Source organism: Streptococcus sp. 45 (assembly GCF_900108865.1).
Classification (GTDB): Bacteria; Bacillota; Bacilli; order Lactobacillales; family Streptococcaceae; genus Streptococcus; species Streptococcus ruminicola.
Map to the genome: position 1 here is coordinate 390,154 of NZ_FNXZ01000002.1, position 17,868 is coordinate 408,021.

16 protein-coding genes and 1 riboswitch are annotated in these 17,868 nt (G+C 38.1%); of the genes, 12 read left to right on the forward strand and 4 right to left on the reverse strand.

Annotation, left to right across the window (positions count from 1 at the left end):
- Positions 1-205 precede the first annotated feature (205 nt).
- From guaC to BMX18_RS05695, 3 genes are all read left to right on the forward strand, one after another.
- The gene (guaC, locus tag BMX18_RS05685; RefSeq protein WP_093815547.1) at positions 206-1,189 is read left to right on the forward strand and encodes a GMP reductase; all 984 of its coding nucleotides are present in this window, start codon (positions 206-208) and stop codon (positions 1,187-1,189) included.
- Between the two features lie 108 nt (positions 1,190-1,297).
- Positions 1,298-1,393: riboswitch (purine riboswitch) on the forward strand.
- A 179-nt stretch (positions 1,394-1,572) separates the two neighbouring features.
- Positions 1,573-2,154 (forward strand): xanthine phosphoribosyltransferase, encoded by a 582-nt coding sequence (locus BMX18_RS05690; RefSeq protein WP_074560020.1) that lies wholly within the window; start codon positions 1,573-1,575, stop codon positions 2,152-2,154.
- Positions 2,147-3,424: a nucleobase:cation symporter-2 family protein gene (locus BMX18_RS05695; protein ID WP_374057264.1), complete on the forward strand. Its 1,278-nt coding sequence runs from the start codon at positions 2,147-2,149 to the stop codon at positions 3,422-3,424. Before BMX18_RS05690 ends, BMX18_RS05695 begins: the two co-directional genes overlap by 8 nt.
- A 54-nt stretch (positions 3,425-3,478) precedes the next feature.
- Here the strand turns inward: BMX18_RS05695 and BMX18_RS05700 are convergent, their stop codons facing one another.
- Together BMX18_RS05700 and BMX18_RS05705 are read right to left on the reverse strand one after the other, a co-directional pair.
- Positions 3,479-4,414 (reverse strand): FAD:protein FMN transferase, encoded by a 936-nt coding sequence (locus tag BMX18_RS05700; RefSeq protein ID WP_093815549.1) that lies wholly within the window; start codon positions 4,412-4,414, stop codon positions 3,479-3,481.
- A gap of 116 nt (positions 4,415-4,530) precedes the next feature.
- Complete coding sequence (locus BMX18_RS05705) at positions 4,531-4,716, reverse strand: 4-oxalocrotonate tautomerase (protein ID WP_002888803.1); 186 nt, start codon at positions 4,714-4,716, stop codon at positions 4,531-4,533.
- Positions 4,717-5,798: 1,082 nt separating this feature from the next.
- Between BMX18_RS05705 and BMX18_RS05715 the strand changes: the two genes are divergently transcribed.
- From BMX18_RS05715 to BMX18_RS05755, 9 genes are all read left to right on the forward strand, one after another.
- On the forward strand, positions 5,799-6,380 hold the full coding sequence (locus tag BMX18_RS05715) for a thymidine kinase (protein WP_039696960.1): 582 nt from the start codon (positions 5,799-5,801) through the stop codon (positions 6,378-6,380).
- Positions 6,381-6,416: 36 nt separating this feature from the next.
- A complete protein-coding gene (gene prfA, locus BMX18_RS05720; RefSeq protein WP_039696959.1) occupies positions 6,417-7,496 on the forward strand; it encodes a peptide chain release factor 1 in 1,080 nt (359 codons plus the stop codon).
- Positions 7,496-8,326 carry a peptide chain release factor N(5)-glutamine methyltransferase gene (gene prmC, locus BMX18_RS05725; RefSeq protein ID WP_093815553.1) on the forward strand — a complete coding sequence of 277 codons (831 nt, stop codon included), beginning with the start codon at positions 7,496-7,498 and terminating at the stop codon, positions 8,324-8,326. Before prfA ends, prmC begins: the two co-directional genes overlap by 1 nt.
- On the forward strand, positions 8,319-8,918 hold the full coding sequence (locus tag BMX18_RS05730) for an L-threonylcarbamoyladenylate synthase (RefSeq protein WP_074868788.1): 600 nt from the start codon (positions 8,319-8,321) through the stop codon (positions 8,916-8,918). Before prmC ends, BMX18_RS05730 begins: the two co-directional genes overlap by 8 nt.
- Positions 8,919-9,001: 83 nt before the next feature.
- Positions 9,002-10,252, forward strand: a complete 1,251-nt coding sequence (gene glyA / locus BMX18_RS05735; protein WP_074868785.1) for a serine hydroxymethyltransferase — start codon at positions 9,002-9,004, stop codon at positions 10,250-10,252.
- A gap of 41 nt (positions 10,253-10,293) precedes the next feature.
- Positions 10,294-11,271, forward strand: a complete 978-nt coding sequence (locus tag BMX18_RS05740) for a nucleoid-associated protein (protein WP_039696955.1) — start codon at positions 10,294-10,296, stop codon at positions 11,269-11,271.
- Positions 11,271-11,873: a lysozyme family protein gene (locus BMX18_RS05745; RefSeq protein ID WP_074563562.1), complete on the forward strand. Its 603-nt coding sequence runs from the start codon at positions 11,271-11,273 to the stop codon at positions 11,871-11,873. Before BMX18_RS05740 ends, BMX18_RS05745 begins: the two co-directional genes overlap by 1 nt.
- A 45-nt stretch (positions 11,874-11,918) precedes the next feature.
- Positions 11,919-13,643, forward strand: coding sequence for an ABC transporter ATP-binding protein (locus BMX18_RS05750; protein WP_093815555.1), 1,725 nt, complete (start codon positions 11,919-11,921; stop codon positions 13,641-13,643).
- A gap of 3 nt (positions 13,644-13,646) precedes the next feature.
- Positions 13,647-15,383, forward strand: coding sequence for an ABC transporter ATP-binding protein (locus tag BMX18_RS05755; RefSeq protein WP_093815557.1), 1,737 nt, complete (start codon positions 13,647-13,649; stop codon positions 15,381-15,383).
- Positions 15,384-15,459: 76 nt separating this feature from the next.
- Here BMX18_RS05755 and BMX18_RS05760 read toward each other — a convergent pair whose 3' ends face one another.
- Both BMX18_RS05760 and BMX18_RS05765 read right to left on the reverse strand, forming a co-directional pair.
- On the reverse strand, positions 15,460-16,917 hold the full coding sequence (locus BMX18_RS05760) for an alpha-amylase (RefSeq protein ID WP_093815559.1): 1,458 nt from the start codon (positions 16,915-16,917) through the stop codon (positions 15,460-15,462).
- Positions 16,918-17,031: 114 nt separating this feature from the next.
- Positions 17,032-17,631, reverse strand: coding sequence for a TVP38/TMEM64 family protein (locus tag BMX18_RS05765; RefSeq protein WP_074601811.1), 600 nt, complete (start codon positions 17,629-17,631; stop codon positions 17,032-17,034).
- Positions 17,632-17,868: the final 237 nt, after the last annotated feature.

The window sequence follows — 17,868 nt, forward strand, 5'->3', positions numbered from 1 at the left end:
AGTTGTAAAATGATAATGGAAGGGTAAGGTTTTACCTAGCGATGCTCTATTGTGTTAAGGCACAGTAGAGTTATAGGAAGGTCATTTTTTAATGAAAGAGTCGATGTGTTTTTGAGCTACTCTGACAGAGAAAAGGTGACCTTTTTAGATTGTCATTTGACCTTGTCTGAGTGTTTGCTGACACAAAGACCACGGAGAAATTGATATGTATAACGAAATGCCTGTCTTTGATTATGAAGATATTCAACTCATTCCTAACAAATGTATCATTAAAAGCCGTTCGGAAGCTGATACGCATGTAACACTTGGTGATTATACCTTTAAATTGCCAGTTGTTCCTGCTAATATGCAGACGATTATCGATGAAAATATCGCTGAAAAGCTTGCTAAAAATGGTTACTTTTACATTATGCATCGTTTTGATGAGGCTTCTCGTAAACCTTTCGTCAAACGCATGCATGACCAAGGCTTGATTGCTTCAATCTCAGTAGGTGTTAAAGATTATGAGTACGACTTTGTCTCAAGCTTAAAAGATGATGCGCCAGAATTCATTACCATTGATATCGCTCATGGGCATTCTGATAGTGTCATTGAGATGATTAAGCACATTAAAAAAGAATTGCCAGATACTTTTGTTATCGCTGGTAATGTTGGAACACCTGAGGCTGTTCGTGAGTTGGAAAATGCTGGTGCTGATGCCACAAAAGTTGGGATTGGTCCTGGTAAAGTTTGTATCACAAAAGTGAAAACTGGTTTTGGAACAGGTGGCTGGCAATTAGCAGCACTACGTTGGTGCGCAAAAGCAGCTCGTAAACCAATTATTGCTGATGGTGGTATTCGTACTCACGGTGACATTGCCAAATCTATTCGTTTTGGTGCGACAATGGTTATGATTGGTTCTCTCTTTGCTGGACACTTAGAAAGCCCAGGAAAATTGGTAGAAGTAGATGGAAAACAGTATAAAGAATACTACGGTTCAGCTTCTGAGTACCAAAAAGGAGAACACAAAAACGTTGAAGGTAAGAAAATCTTACTCCCTGTCAAAGGACATTTAAAAGACACACTTGTTGAAATGCAAGAAGATCTTCAAAGTTCAATTTCATACGCTGGCGGTCGTGATTTGCATGCCTTGACACGTGTTGATTATGTTATCGTTAAAAATTCAATCTGGAATGGTGATTCAATTTAGAACAGGAAAGTTGTCATTATTTTCAGAATATTACTTCTTTAATAATAGGACCAATGTCATCTTGAAATCCAAGTTTAAAATGATACAATAGTTCTATCATTAATGTGATGGTTAAAATTCAATATTACTTATTTATGCTACGAATAGGCGTAGCGTTTCTACAAGACACCGTAATGTCTAACAATAAGTCGATTCTCAGTTGCTGTCTGAGAAAACATTTTTGCATACCTGTAAAAATGTGACCGAGTTTTGCAAGAGGTGTTTACAATTTGTAAACACCTCTTTTTATACAATCTGTCTTTGTTTAATGACGCTTGAAAAGTTTCATAGTAAGTTGTTTATTTTAACAATCCGTTTTTAAAAATTTTTCAAAAGGAGAATCCATGAAATTATTGGAAGATCGCATCTTAAAAGATGGTAATGTTTTGGGTGAGGATATCTTGAAAGTAGATAGTTTCCTTACTCATCAAGTTGACTATGAACTCATGCAAGAAATTGGTAAAGTTCTTGCAGAAGCTTATAAAGACGCTGGTATCACAAAAGTGGTTACAATTGAAGCATCTGGTATTGCACCAGCTTTATATACGGCACAAGCCATGAACGTTCCAATGATTTTCGCTAAAAAAGCTAAAAATATCACAATGACAGAAGGTATTTTAACAGCAGAAGTTTATTCATTTACTAAGCGCGTGACAAGCACAGTATCAATCGCAAGTAAATTCTTGTCAGAAGATGACACTGTTCTTATCGTTGATGATTTCTTGGCAAATGGACAAGCTGCTAAAGGACTTCTTGAAATTATTGGTCAAGCAGGTGCTAAAGTTGCTGGTATCGGAATTGTCATTGAAAAATCTTTCCAAACAGGTCGTAAATTACTTGAAGAAACAGGCGTTCCTGTGACATCTCTAGCTCGAATCAAAGAATTTAAAGATGGACAAGTTGTCTTTACGGAGGCTGATGCATAAGATGGAAATGAATGAACAAAAACACTCACAAGCCGCTATCCTAGGTTTGCAACATTTGCTTGCCATGTATGCAGGGTCAATCTTGGTTCCTATCATGATTGCCAGCGCTCTCAACTATTCAGCTGAACAATTGACTTACCTCATTTCAACTGATATTTTCATGTGTGGGGTTGCTACGTTCTTGCAATTGCAGTTGCGTAAGCACTTTGGTGTAGGACTTCCAGTTGTTCTTGGTTGTGCCTTCCAATCTGTTGCACCGTTATCAATCATCGGGGCGAAACAAGGTTCTGGTTACATGTTTGGTGCCTTGATTGTTTCTGGTATTTATGTGATTTTGATTTCTGGCATTTTCTCAAAAATTGCTGATTTCTTCCCACCAGTTGTTACTGGTTCTGTCATCACAACTATTGGTTTGACTTTGATTCCCGTTGCTATCGGTAACATGGGTGATAACTCAGACAAACCAACAGTTCAATCATTGATTTTAGCACTTGTAACCATTGCGATTGTTCTTGCGGTTAATATTTTTGCTAAAGGTTTCATTAAATCAATTGCCATTTTGATTGGCTTGATTGGTGGAACGATTGTGGCTGCCTTTATGGGCTTGGTTGATACATCAGTAGTCGCTAACGCACCGCTTGTTCATATTCCACAGCCATTCTACTTTGGCGCACCAAAATTTGAAATCACATCAATTATTATGATGTGTATCATCGCAACGGTTTCTATGGTTGAATCAACTGGTGTTTATCTTGCATTGTCAGATTTGACTGGTGAAAAATTAGACAGCAAACGTCTTCGTAACGGTTACCGTGCAGAAGGTGCCGCTGTTCTTCTTGGTGGTATTTTCAATACTTTCCCATACACTGGATTCTCACAAAACGTTGGTTTGGTTCGTATTTCAGGAATCAAAACACGTCGTCCAATTTACTATACAGCCTTGTTCCTTGTGATTCTTGGGCTTCTTCCAAAATTCGGTGCAATGGCACAAATGATTCCAAGTCCAGTTCTTGGTGGTGCTATGATTGTTCTCTTTGGTATGGTTGCTCTTCAAGGGATTCAAATGCTAAATCAAGTTGATTTTCAAAATAACGAATACAACTTTATCATTGCTGCGGTTTCAATCGCTTGTGGAGTTGGTTTTAACGGAACAAATCTCTTTGTTAGCCTTCCAAATACAGTTCAAATGTTCTTAACAAATGGTATTGTTATTGCTGCATTATTTGCTGTTGTTCTTAATTTGATTTTAAACGGAAAACCAAAAAAATAAGCGTTTAGACATAAATAAACACATCTAGGATTTTTCCCTAGATGTGTTTTTCTTTTATCTTAGAAGTTGAAAGTGGGAGCGTAAGCCATTTGTCAAAGCTAAGCGATTATCTTTAGTGATGAGAATGCCTTCTATATGCGGAGTGGCTTGAATAGTTGCTAGAGCTTGCATGACAGGAAGACCAAAGAGTCGTGTCGTCCAGATTTCGCAATCAACAGACAAGTCAGAAACGATGGTAAGACTTGCCATTTCGGTCTCGATAGGATAGCCAGTTTCTTGGTCAAAAATATGGTGGTATTCTTTATTTCCAACTTTTAGGCGACGTTCGTAAATACCTGAAGTGACGACAGATTGATTTTTGAGAGTCAAAATCCCGATATGATTGCCTCGTGGTTTTTGAGGATTTTGAATACCAATTCGCCAGCTGCCGTTATCGTTTCTTGGATTATCGCCGTAAACAAGGACATTTCCACCAAGGTTAATCATGGCAGAAGTGATTTTTTCTGATTTTAAGTAATCCATGATTTTATCAGCGATATAACCTTTGGCAAGAGCACCAAGGTCGATTTTCATGCCTTTTTGGCTTAGAAAGACACTTTGTTTAGTCGCATCTAAAATGATATTTTCTGGTTTAGATAAGGCTAGCGCTTTTTGGATTTTTTGAGGACCAGGAACCCTAGCATCGTCAAAACCAATGCGCCAGCTTTGCACCAAAGGACCAATAGCGATGTTGAGGTTGCTAGGATTTGCTAAGCTATGCTTTTTGCCAATCGCAATTAAATCAAATAAATCTGGGTGAACAGTGACAGGAGTGATGCTAGAGTTATCATTAATGACCATGAGTTCAGAGTCAGCATCGTTGGCACTGAAGCGATTCTTGTAAAGTTCTAGAAGATGACAAACTTCGGCAATGTGCTCTTTTGGGGTGTCAGAATCAATTAAGATATCAATAGTAGTTCCCATCATCTGAATACTATGGCTAAGTTGCATGCTTTTCCTCCTGAAAGTTTCTTAGTTTTAGCATAATGTTTTCTGGTCAAAAAAGCAATTTCTAGGTCAGCAAAAAAGCTTGAGACAATTGCCTCAAGCTCAGTAGCTATGAAAAATTAGTTTTTCTTTTTCATTTCGCCGTGTGGGTAGTAAGTACCTTCTGGCATGTCATTGATGAAAACGTGGATTGCTTCTTTTGGAGCTTTAGCAATACGTGAAACAACTTCAGTTACTTCGCGAGCAAGCTCAACTTTTTGTTCTTGAGTACGACCTTCAAACAAATCGATTTTTACGAATGGCATAAGAGTCTCCTTTTTTAATCATTTAATAGTAACATTGTAGCATATTTTGCAGGAAAATTCAGGAAATTGCAGGAAAGAGAAGCAGCAATTTCAAAGGTAAATGTTATTTAAAAAGTTTCAGATTGTTTTTTTATGAAATATTAATCTGAAAGGTAACGAGATAATCCACCATAAAGCCTTTAAGATAGATTTGATTATAAAGAACCCCATCCAAAACTCTAATTGAATTGGCCAAACTATACAGAGAAAACATAAGAATTTTATGATATTAAAAGCCAAATATTCGCCTGGAGTATATCTTACAATATAGCGACGCCCATTTCCCATGTCATGACTTTCTCTTATGTATGAATGCATTTATTTACCTTCCTCCCTAAATGCTCTCTAAATGGTATAATACTCTAATTTGCATTCTACAATAACTATCTGATAAGGTCAAGCATTATTTTTATTTGCTCAACTAAATGATTTTATTGATTTACTGATTTTCATTAAAGAATTTTACCGTGTATTATTTTTGTTCTTCAGAGAATCAAAAATATCATATTTAATTTGTAAATAAAAAATTACTTTTCAAAGAGTAAAAAATACTCTTTGAAATCATTAAAAATAAAGACTTTTAAAGTTTGTGACTCTTACTTATATCTATATATGATACAGATATGATACAGATTTTTTCTAAACCTTTTTAATATCATTTCTATCGGTTTAAGCTCGAAAAATCAACTTTAAAAACATTTTTGTAACATACTCGTGATTCTTTTAATAAAGTGTCATCAAATTTACATGGGGTGCTGTGTTATAATTTCTAGTGAGCATTAACAATTTAACAGCACAAGGAGTGGCGTTTTGGTCGCTCTTTAGTGCGTTGATTTGTTATTCAATAGTGTTGGTTACCGATATCACATTAAGTGATGAAAGCTAGAGCAGTTTTTGCCTCTAGCTTTTTTTAATCGGTCAAATGCCAAGAACGGTGGGGAGAGGACGGCTTTGGCTGGCTAAATTGCTTGTTCTTCTTGTTTATCCATGAGCGATTTTATGGTAGAATAGTAGAATATTAGTAGAAGGTAGGAATGTCACTTTTGGCTCAACTCTATTATAAATATGGAACCATGAATTCTGGTAAGACCATTGAAATTTTAAAAGTAGCCCATAACTATGAAGAACAGGGAAAACCTGTTGTCATCATGACTTCAGCACTTGATACACGTGATGGGTATGGTATTGTTTCTAGTCGTATCGGTATGCGCCGTGAAGCTATTGCAATTACTAATGAGATGGATGTTTTTGCTTACGTCAAAGCTTTACCAGAGAAACCTTATTGTGTTCTTATTGATGAATGTCAGTTTTTAACGAAAAAGCATGTCTATGAATTAGCTCGTGTGGTTGATGAACTAGAAGTCCCTGTGATGGCTTTTGGGTTAAAAAATGATTTTCAGAATGAATTATTCGAAGGTTCAAAATACCTACTGCTTTTAGCAGATAAAATTGATGAAATTAAAACCATTTGCCAGTTTTGCTCGAAAAAAGCCACAATGGTTTTGCGAACTGAAAATGGAAAACCGGTTTACGAGGGAGATCAAATTCAAATTGGTGGAAATGAAACTTACATCCCTGTTTGCCGTAAACACTATTTTAATCCCATGATTTCAACTGAAAAATAAGAAATGAATTTGTAAGAGAGAGGATAACAAACACACATGAACATTTATGATCAGCTACAAGCGGTCGAAGACCGTTATGAGGAATTAGGAGAATTACTAAGTGACCCAGATGTCGTTAGTGATACAAAACGCTTTATGGCTTTGTCAAAAGAAGAAGCAAGCACACGTGAAACAGTAGCCGTTTACCGTGAATACAAAAAAGTTCTTCAAAACATCGAAGATGCCGAAGAAATGATTAAAGATGCTGGTGGTGATCCAGAACTTGAAGAAATGGCAAAAGAAGAACTCAAAGAATCAAAAGCAGCAAAAGAAGATTACGAAGAAAAACTTAAAATCCTTCTTTTACCAAAAGACCCTAACGATGATAAGAACATCATCTTGGAAATTCGCGGTGCTGCTGGTGGTGATGAAGCAGCCCTCTTTGCAGGTGACCTTCTTCAAATGTACCAAAAATACGCTGAAAGCCAAGGTTGGAAATTTGACGTCATGGAAGCTTCTTACAACGGTGTCGGTGGTATCAAAGAAGTTGTTGTCATGGTTTCAGGTCAATCTGTTTATTCTAAATTGAAATACGAATCAGGTGCTCACCGTGTACAACGTGTCCCTGTTACAGAAAGCCAAGGTCGTGTCCACACATCTACAGCGACAGTTCTTGTCATGCCTGAAGTTGAAGAAGTTGAATACGAAATCGATCCAAAAGACTTGCGTGTGGATATTTACCACGCATCAGGTGCTGGTGGACAAAACGTCAATAAAGTTGCGACAGCCGTTCGTATGGTCCACATTCCAACTGGTATCAAAGTTGAAATGCAAGAAGAACGTACACAACAAAAGAACCGTGATAAAGCCATGAAAGTCATTCGTGCGCGTGTTGCGGACCACTTTGCTCAAATCGCTCAAGACGAACAAGATGCTGAACGTAAATCAACAGTTGGTACTGGTGACCGTTCAGAACGTATCCGTACATATAACTTCCCACAAAACCGTGTGACAGACCACCGTATTGGTTTGACATTGCAAAAACTTGATAGCATTTTGTCAGGTAAATTGGATGAAGTGATTGATGCGCTTATTCTTTTTGATCAAACTAAGAAACTAGAAGAGTTAAATAAATAATGAACTACGCTGAAACAATCAGCCAACTAGAAAAAAACTTACAAGAAATTGGAGAAGATCCAGAAAACCTCACTTACGTTTTTCGTGAGTTAAAGGGCTGGAGTCTTCTTGATTTCATCTTACATCAAAATAAAGAAGTGACTGAATCAGATCAGAAGCTCCTTGAGTCAATCATGACTCAGCTAAGAGACCATCGCTCACCGCAGTATATCACTGGAAAAGCTTACTTTCGTGATTTGGAGCTTGCGGTTGATGAGCGTGTCTTGATTCCGCGACCTGAGACGGAAGAATTAGTTGACTTAGTGCTAAAGGAAAATAGCAAAGCTGATTTGCGTGTTTTAGATATTGGAACAGGCAGCGGAGCTATTGCCATTTCACTTAAGTCTGAGCGACCTGACTGGCAAGTTACAGCCTCAGATATCTCGCAAGGTGCTCTGCAATTAGCAAAAGAAAATAGCAATCTCAACCAAGTGTCGCTTGATTTTGTGGAATCAGATGTTTTCAGCCAGATTACAGGGACTTTCGATGTGATTATCTCAAACCCGCCTTATATTGCCTATGATGATAAGGATGAAGTTGGGGTGAATGTCCTTGCTTCTGAACCTCACTTGGCGCTTTTTGCGGACGAGGATGGTTTTGCCATTTACCGTCAAATTATCGAAGGTGCTGCTGAGCATTTATCAGAAAATGGAAAACTTTATTTTGAAATTGGCTACAAGCAAGGAGATGGTTTGCGTGCTTTGCTTAGCAAGCATTTCCCACAAAAACGTGTCCGTGTCTTAGAAGACATATTTGGTAAAGATAGAATGGTCGTGATGGATAATGGCTAATTTGGAAGAAATACTTCAAACGGGTGGTGCGGTGATTTTGCCGACAGAAACCGTCTATGGGCTTTTTGCACAAGCCATGAATGAAGAAGCAGTTGAACATGTGTATCACTTAAAACGTCGTCCTAAAGACAAAGCCATGAATTTGAATGTGGCAGATTACGAGACGATTTTAGCTTTTTCAAAAAATCAGCCAACTTATCTTAAAGACCTTTATGACGCCTTTTTACCTGGACCGTTAACCATTATTTTACAGGCAAATGACCGCGTGCCAGCTTGGATCAATTCTGGCTTATCAACAATTGGTTTTAGAATTCCAAAACATCCGCAGACTTTGGCACTTATTAAAGAGACCGGTCCTCTCATTGGACCGTCAGCCAACATTTCTGGTCAAGAAAGTGGCAAAGTTTTTGCGCAAATTCAGAAGCAGTTTGGCAACTCAGTTGAAGGACTGGCGGACGATGCTGCTATCACTGGTGTTGACTCGACAATTTTGGATTTGTCTGGTGACTTTGCACGTATTTTACGTCAGGGAGCTATTACAAAAGAAGATTTGTTAGCGCAAGTCCCTGAGTTGACGTTTGCAAAAGATTAGATTTGGAGTTTATTTGATACTGTTTCGGCTTTTACAATCGAGAAAAGATTGTGACTTGATCTTATCAAAAGGGAGATAAGGATATGATTTTTGACAAGGAAAACTACGAAGCATTTGACACCGAACTTTGGCAAGCTATCCATGCTGAAGAAGTTCGTCAACAAAATAACATTGAACTCATTGCCTCTGAAAATGTGGTCTCCAAAGCTGTTATGGCAGCTCAAGGAACAGTACTGACAAATAAATACGCCGAAGGTTATCCTGGAAAGCGTTATTATGGCGGTACTGATTGTGTGGACGTGGTTGAAAATTTGGCTATTGAACGTGCCAAAGAATTGTTTGGTGCTAAGTTTGCCAATGTCCAACCGCACTCAGGAAGTCAAGCCAATGCCGCAGCTTATATGGCTTTAATCCAACCAGGTGATACTGTCCTTGGAATGGATTTGGCTGCAGGTGGTCACTTGACTCACGGGGCATCAGTCAGCTTTTCAGGAAAAACATATCACTTTGTCTCTTATTCAGTTGACCCAGTCACAGAACGCATCGATTACGATAAATTAGCGGATTTGGCTAAAGAAGTCAAACCTAAATTAATCGTTGCTGGGGCGTCAGCTTATTCACGTATTATTGATTTTCCGAGATTCCGCGAGATTGCAGACAGCGTTGGTGCTTATCTAATGGTTGATATGGCCCACATTGCTGGTCTTGTGGCATCTGGTCATCACCCAAGTCCAGTCCCATATGCTCATGTGACAACGACAACTACCCACAAAACCCTTCGTGGCCCTCGTGGCGGACTCATTTTGACAAATGATGAAGCTATTGCTAAGAAGATTAATTCTGCAGTCTTTCCGGGTCTTCAAGGTGGTCCATTGATGCATGTGATTGCTGGAAAAGCTGTCGCTCTAAAAGAAGCGCTGGATCCAGCTTTCAAAGAATACGGTGAACAGGTGATTAAAAATGCAGCTGCTATGGCTGATGTCTTTAATCAACACTCTGATTTCCGTGTCATTTCAGGCGGTACAGATAACCACGTCTTTTTGGTTGACGTGACAAAAGTGGTTGAAAATGGAAAATTGGCACAAAATATTCTTGAGTCTGTTAACATTACGCTCAACAAAAATTCAATTCCATTTGAAACCTTGTCACCGTTTAAGACATCTGGTATCCGTATTGGTTCACCAGCCATTACCAGTCGTGGAATGGGTGAGAAAGAATCACGCCTTATTGCTGAATTGATTGTAAAAGCTCTTGAAAACTATCAAAACGAAACTATTTTAGAGGAGGTTCGTCGTGAGGTTAAAGCATTGACAGATGCTTTCCCACTTTATTAACGAACAGCTGAACACTTTTAAGTGTTCAGACAGACTTAACCATGATTGATTTGTATATTAAACGCATTGTTATTCATCAATTTACGCCAAATGATACGGAATTGATTTTGTCAGATCAGTTATTGACGATTACGCCACGTATTGATGAGTATTTTCGTAAAAAATTAAGCAAAGTTTTCTCAGATGAAGCCAAACGTGGAACGTTCTCAGAAGACAATGTCTTTCTTAGTTATTTGAGTGATGATTTGATGGAATCATCCGTTAAAATCGCTCAGCTTTGGAAAGAAGAGTTTGTCATTTCTGATAATCAAAAGACAAATGATTTGGTCTTCATCCAATTTGATAAAGACGGTGTTGAGCATTTTGCTTTCCTTCGTGTTGCGTTAAGAGAAAATTTCACGCATATCTCAAGTGACAGTGAAAGTCCGATTAAAATCACACAAAATAATTACCCATCTGCGGCTCAAACACCAGATGAAGCCTTGGTGATTAATCGTGTTAACCATCATTATTATTTGATTGAAAAACGCATTAAGCACAATGGTAGCTTTGCCAACTATTTCTCAGAGAATCTCTTGCAAGTTCAGCCTGAACAATCGGTCAAAAAATCGATTAAAATGGTAGAACAAGCTGCCCAGAAAATCGCTGAAAATTTCCAACAAGATGATTTTGCTTTCCAATCAAAAATGAAAGCAGCCATTCACAAAAACTTGGAAGAAGAGCAAGAATTATCTCCAGAAAAATTGGCGGACCAACTCTTTGACAATAATTTAACAGCTCGTTTGACCTTTGTTGATGAGTTGAAAGAAAGCATTCCAGAGCCTATTCAGGTGTCGGATATTGACCACTCGCGTCAAACGAAAAAATTAGAGAATCAAAAATTGTCACTGTCAAATGGTATTCAATTGATTGTTCCTAATAATGTTTATGAAGACGCTGAGTCGGTTGAATTTATTCAAAATCCAAATGGAACCTATTCCATCTTGATTAAAAATATAGAGGATATTCAAAATAAATAATGTTTAAGTTCTTAAAACGCCTGATTGTACTGGCATTTGTCATTTTCTGTGGCTACCAAGTTTACGTCACTCATGAAAATGTTCATAATGTATTGCAGTATAAAAGCATGGTCAAAGAGATTTTAGACGATAATGACACCACAGCCAACGTTGAGTTGGTCTTGGCAATGATTTACACAGAAACAAAGGGAAATGATGGCGACGTTATGCAATCTAGCGAAAGTTCAGACGGCGTTGCTAATTCCATCACTGATAGTAAAACGAGTATTCGCCAAGGGGTCACAGTCCTTTCAGAAAATCTTTCTTTAGCCCATGAGGCAGGAGTAGATGTTTGGACAGCTGTTCAAGCTTATAACTTTGGAACATCTTATATTGATTATGTTGCAAAGCACGGTAGTAAAAATACAATTACTTTAGCTAAAACTTATTCACGCGATGTAGTAGCTCCAAGTCTTGGTAACACGACTGGTGAATCTTATTTTTACTATCATCCTCTGGCTTTGATTTCAGGTGGACAGCTATATCGAAATGGTGGTAATATTTACTACTCGCGTGAGGTTCATTTTAATTTATATTTGATTGAATTAATGAGCTTATTTTAAAATAGTAAGGTTTAGAGTTTAATATCTCTATTAAAAAAGAGAAATATGAAATATTTAAGTCGTTATTTCAAAGGGTACCTTAAAGAGACTGTCTTAGGTCCCCTTTTCAAATTGTTTGAAGCATCTTTTGAATTATTAGTTCCTATTATCATTGCGCGAATCGTTGATACGATTATTCCAAGCAATAACAAGATGAATCTTGTTTTGATGATTGGACTTTTGTTCCTATTCGCTGTTGTCGGTGTCATTGTGGCGATTACCGCACAATACTTTTCTTCAAAAGCCGCAGTTGGCTATACGCGTCAGCTGACCAAGGATTTGTTTAAAAAAATCATGGGCTTGAGTAAGGAAGACCGTGATAAACTGACAACTTCAAGTTTGGTAACACGCTTAACCAGCGATACTTACCAAATTCAAACAGGAATTAACCAATTCTTGCGTCTTTTCCTACGCGCACCGATTATTGTCTTTGGTGCCATTATCATGGCTTTTAATATCAGCCCTAAGATGACTATCGACTTTTTGGTTATGGTTGCCATTTTATTTGTGATTGTCTTTACTATGTCGCATCTTTTGAATCCAATCTATGCTAGTATTCGTCGTGCGACTGATAAGATTGTGAACATGACACGTCAGCAGTTGGAAGGGGTTCGTGTTATTCGAGCTTTTGGTCAAGTGGACAAGGAAGAAAGAGAATTTGCGGCTGCTAACCAAAACTACACTGATTTACAATTAAAAGCAGGGCGCTTATCAAGTTTAGTAACGCCTTTGACTTACCTTGTGGTAAACAGCACTTTGATTCTTGTCATTTGGCAAGGAAATATCCAAATCGGTAAAGGTCTTCTTTCTCAAGGAATGTTGATTGCCTTGGTTAACTATCTTTTGCAAATTTTGACTGAATTGCTTAAGATGACAATGCTTGTAACCTCTCTTAACCAATCATTTATCAGTGCTAAACGTATCACAGAAGTTTTTGAAAAAGAGTCTGAAGACTTGTCGACTGAGCTTGAAGAAATGACATCTGATTTTGCGGTTAGCGTGAGTGATATGAGCTTCACTTATCCAACAGCAGCAGAACCATCACTATCACACATTGATTTTCAACTAAATCCAGGTGACTTTTTAGGAGTTATTGGGGGAACTGGTTCAGGGAAATCAACCTTAGTTGAACTCCTTACACATCTCTACACACCTCAGGAAGGTAGCTTAGCTATTTTCCAAAATCAAAAATCGCCTAAAACCTTAGGTGAGTGGCGCTCATGGGTCAATGTGGTGCCGCAAAAAGCTGAGCTTTTCCAAGGAACAATTCGCTCAAACTTGACTCTAGGAATGAAGGGTGACGTGAGTGACGAGAAGCTTTGGAAAGCTTTGGATATTGCACAGGCTAGTGATTTTGTTTCTGAAAAAGAAGGACAGCTTGATGCAACCGTCGAAGCTTTTGGACGTAATTTTTCTGGTGGGCAACGTCAACGTTTGACTATTGCGCGTGCCATTGTTCAAAAAGCTCCGCTTCTTATTTTGGATGATTCAACGTCAGCCCTTGATTACTTGACAGAATCAAAATTATTGACAGCTATTCATGAGCAACTAAGTGATACAACTTTGATTTTGATTTCACAACGTACTAATAGTTTGAAGGCTGCTGATAAGATTTTGCTTTTGGATAAGGGACATCAACTAGGATTTGCAAGTCACGATGAATTGCTTGCAACTAATGAGCTTTACCGAGACATCCATTACTCACAACACCAAAAAGGAAAGGAGGACTAGAAGATGAAAGCTAGAAAACAATCTGATACAAGACGTCGTTTGTTTAAAGAACTTCTTTCTCAAAAAGGACTTGTGATTGGAGCGACTCTTGGAACAATTGCCCAAGTTGCTCTAACGGTTTACCTTCCTGTCCTAATTGGTAATGCTGTTGACGTGGTGTTATCACCAAAATCATTGACCTTGATTATGCCGATTATCACGAAAATGGCAATTGTTATTGGTCTAAATACTTTGGTTCAATGGTTGAATCCTTTGATTTACAATCGTTTGACCTTTGGCTATATCTATGATCTTCGTCAAAGAGTTATGGCAAAATTGAACCAAATGCCGATTTCTTATTTGGATAAGAAAAGCTCTGGTGATTTGGTCAGTCGTGTCACAACTGACGCTGAGCAATTAAGTAATGGTCTTTTGATGGTCTTCAACCAATTCTTCATTGGTGTTTTAACCATCATCATTACAATTGTGACAATGGCAGATATTGACTTATTGATGCTTGGTTTGGTGCTTGTTTTAACACCATTGTCTCTTTTCTTGGCACGATTTATTGCTAATAAGAGCTATCATTTGTATCAAAAACAAACCAAATCTCGTGGTCGTCAAACACAGTACATTGAAGAGATGATTCGTCAAGAAAGTCTCTTACATGTCTTTAATGCACAAGAAGCAGCGATTGATACTTTCACAGATATCAACGATACTTATGCGGATTATTCGCAAGGTGCCATTTTCTATTCATCAACGGTTAACCCATCAACACGCTTTATCAATAGCTTGATTTACGCTTTGCTTGCTGGTGTCGGGGCTCTTCGTATCATGTCTGGTGCCTTTACCGTTGGTCAATTGACAACTTTCTTGAATTACGTCACTCAATATACCAAACCATTCAATGATATTTCATCAGTCTTGTCTGAATTGCAAGGTGCTATTGCCTGTGCAGAACGTCTTTACGACATTTTAGATGAAGAATACGAACCACTTCCAGTAAAAGCTCAGCTTGATGCTGATAAGATTCAAGGACAAATTGAATTTAAAGATGTGTCATTTGGTTACACACCACAGAAAACACTGATTAACCATTTGAACCTATCTATTCCTGCAGCTTCAAAAGTTGCTATCGTTGGGCCGACTGGTGCTGGTAAATCAACTTTGATTAATCTTTTGATGCGTTTCTACGAAGTTGATAAGGGTGCAATTTACCTTGATGGCGTGTCAATGGCTGATTACTCAGTTGAAGAGCTCCGCCAACAAATCGGTATGGTTCTGCAAGAGACTTGGTTAAAAGTCGGAACAATTCATGATAACATCGCTTATGGTAATCCAGAGGCTACTCGTGAAGAAGTGATTGCAGCAGCAAAAGCAGCCAACGCAGATTTCTTCATTCGTCAATTGCCAAATGGTTATGACACTTACTTGTCTGATGCGGGAGCGTCATTGTCACAAGGTCAACGTCAGCTTTTGACTATCGCTCGTATTTTTGTGAAATTACCAAAAATCTTGATTTTGGATGAAGCAACTTCGTCAATTGATACGCGTACTGAAATTCTTGTCCAAGAAGCCTTTGAAAAATTGATGAAAGGTCGTACAAGCTTTATCATCGCTCACCGTTTGTCAACGATTCAATCAGCCGACTGTATCTTAGTAATGGTTGATGGTGACATCGTAGAATACGGTACCCATGATGAGCTAATGACAAAACAAGGCGTTTATTATCAAATGCAAACAGCACAAGCTGGATAGACCATTTGTTTTGTTACATAAATATAAATATGCAAAAAGCGGTTAGAAAATATTTCTAATCGCTTTTTTTAGATCATTATTTTGTTAGTGGTATCCAAGTGCTGATTGATTTTTCACCGACTAGGAAATCGCCATAACCTTGCTCATCGATTTGGACATGCGCAGCTTGGTTGCCAAGAGCATCAGTGAACAATTTACCAGCCCATTTTTCTCCAACAAACATGCGCTTTGATGTGGATTTACTATTGTTGATGAGAACAGCAAGAGCAGTAGGGTGTTTGTCATCTCCAAGGCAAGTCCAGCCTATACAGTTAGCTTGGTCAAAGTAATCTAGTTCTTGACCATAAACGGCGTTTTTTCTAAGTTCAAGCAATTTATCAATGACAGTTTGGAAGCTTTCCTGAGCAAATTGTCCCGAAATGCCGTAATAATCTCCGTAGAAAATGCAAGGAAGTCCAGTTTGACGAAGTAAAATGAGGGCATAAGCTGCTGGTTTAAACCATTCTTCGATAGTTGATTCCAGTGCTTGACCACGTTGGGTATCATGATTATCAACAAAAGTGACAGCAGAATCTGGATGATTTTTCACTAAAGTTTGCTCGAAAATCTGACGTAAATCATAAGCTTCCTTGGCTTTACTTGCTTCAAAGAGATTTTGGTGGAGGCGAACATCGACCAAATCAAACCGATAATCAGTACTTGCTAGGTAATCATTATTTGACTTTTCATCACCGTTCCAAAATTCACCAAAAACGTAAAAATCATTGCCGTACTTGGCTTTCATATCACGGATAAAGTTTCCCATGAAGAAAGAATCGATGTGTTTAATGGCGTCTAAACGGAACCCCTTAACTCCAGTTGTTTCAACAAACCAATCTGCCCAATCGTAGATATTTTTGATGACTTCTGGATGTTTGAAATCTAGGTCGGCATACATGAGGTAATCGTAATTTCCATTTTCACCGTCAACCAAGTCTTGGTTTGCCCAACCTTTGTTGTCTCCTTGAATTTGGAAAATGCCAGTTTTACCAGTTCTGACATCATAGTCTGTACCCGTAAAGTGGTACCAATGCCATTCAAAGTCGTTGTAGGCACGGTGGCGACCCTCAAAGGTAAAATTTGTCCACCCTTCAATTTCAAAAGGTTGACTGAGAACCTTTGTTCGGTCTTCTGGAGCAACTTCAACAACCTTAAAGGTTTCGGTGTGGTCAGCAGCAGCCTTATGATTTAAAATGACGTCAGCTAAAGGCTCAATACCATTATTTTTAAGAGCTGAAATAGCTTCTAGGCAATCAGCTTTTGTTCCGTATTTTGTTCGAACGGTTCCTTTTTGGTTAAATTCACCTAGGTCAAAAAGGTCATAGACGCCATAGCCCACATCACCATCATGCGTCGCTTTAAAAGCAGGGGGCATCCAAATTTTGGTGATACCTTTTTGGGCAAGATGAGAAGCATCGGCTGCCAAACGTTTCCAGTGTTTGCCGTCATTTGGTAAATACCATTCAAAGTATTGCATCAAAGTTTCATTTGTCATGATAGAGTACCTCAAAGAGAAAGACTTTTTCTTTTATTTTAGCAGAAAGTTCAAATAATGCAAACGTTTGCGCTATAAAAATAACTAAAAAGTTCTAAGAAAAATTCCCAGAACTTAGATGATATGAATGACCCATTCACCACCATAAAAAAGCAGTAAAATGTGACCAATAATTGAGATGGGTTTGCAGCAGATGATGATTCTAGCGAAGGTTTTAAACGGCATGTTACTGAGAGCTGCTAACATAACCAGTAAGTCTGCAGGGGCAAAAGGTAGAAGCATACAAATAATGAAAATCACGGTAAAGGAACTGTGACGAGAAATTAAGTCCTCATATTTTTTTAGTGTGGCTTCTTTGATGAAAAGAAGGCAAAATCGCTTACCATACCAACGCGTTAGCAAAAATAAAATCATTGTGCCGATAATAATTCCGATACAACTTGTCAAAACGCCAACAAGAGGATGGAAAGTCATGACAGCAAGCATCATAGTAAGGCTAGCAGGAACGATAGGAACGACAACCTGCATCATCTGGAAGATGGTGAACATGATTGCTCCCCAGACTTTATCCTGACCGATGAGTGCTTGAATTTTTTCCTGATTGGTCAGATAACCGTGCTGATATAGCCAGAAAATACAGGCACAAGATATGATAAAGATAAGTGCTGATAGGATATGAATTAAGCGTTGAATAATTTTATAGTGCTGAAACAAAAATTAATCTCCCATCTGATTCTTTCTTTGCTGCTATCATTGTAAAACTTTTTAGAGATAAGTCAACTTTTTTTAAAAAGTAAAATAGGTCTTAAGACGGATGCATCATAAAAGTGAAAATCATATAATATAATCATCCTAAAAACTTTTCATATAACTCCGAAGCAAGTGGTTTTCCCGGCCGCTTGCTTTTTTTATTGGCCGACTATTTTTAGAAATCTTGTTAATCCAAGGCGT

Coding starts and splice junctions, on each gene's coding strand:
- guaC (WP_093815547.1), top strand. CDS start 206: ATGTATAACGAAATGCCTGTCTTTGATTATGAAGATATTCAACTCATT.
- BMX18_RS05690 (WP_074560020.1), top strand. CDS start 1,573: ATGAAATTATTGGAAGATCGCATCTTAAAAGATGGTAATGTTTTGGGT.
- BMX18_RS05695 (WP_374057264.1), top strand. CDS start 2,147: ATGCATAAGATGGAAATGAATGAACAAAAACACTCACAAGCCGCTATC.
- BMX18_RS05700 (WP_093815549.1), bottom strand. CDS start 4,414: ATGCAACTTAGCCATAGTATTCAGATGATGGGAACTACTATTGATATC.
- BMX18_RS05705 (WP_002888803.1), bottom strand. CDS start 4,716: ATGCCATTCGTAAAAATCGATTTGTTTGAAGGTCGTACTCAAGAACAA.
- prfA (WP_039696959.1), top strand. CDS start 6,417: ATGAACATTTATGATCAGCTACAAGCGGTCGAAGACCGTTATGAGGAA.
- prmC (WP_093815553.1), top strand. CDS start 7,496: ATGAACTACGCTGAAACAATCAGCCAACTAGAAAAAAACTTACAAGAA.
- BMX18_RS05730 (WP_074868788.1), top strand. CDS start 8,319: ATGGCTAATTTGGAAGAAATACTTCAAACGGGTGGTGCGGTGATTTTG.
- glyA (WP_074868785.1), top strand. CDS start 9,002: ATGATTTTTGACAAGGAAAACTACGAAGCATTTGACACCGAACTTTGG.
- BMX18_RS05740 (WP_039696955.1), top strand. CDS start 10,294: ATGATTGATTTGTATATTAAACGCATTGTTATTCATCAATTTACGCCA.
- BMX18_RS05745 (WP_074563562.1), top strand. CDS start 11,271: ATGTTTAAGTTCTTAAAACGCCTGATTGTACTGGCATTTGTCATTTTC.
- BMX18_RS05750 (WP_093815555.1), top strand. CDS start 11,919: ATGAAATATTTAAGTCGTTATTTCAAAGGGTACCTTAAAGAGACTGTC.
- BMX18_RS05755 (WP_093815557.1), top strand. CDS start 13,647: ATGAAAGCTAGAAAACAATCTGATACAAGACGTCGTTTGTTTAAAGAA.
- BMX18_RS05760 (WP_093815559.1), bottom strand. CDS start 16,917: ATGACAAATGAAACTTTGATGCAATACTTTGAATGGTATTTACCAAAT.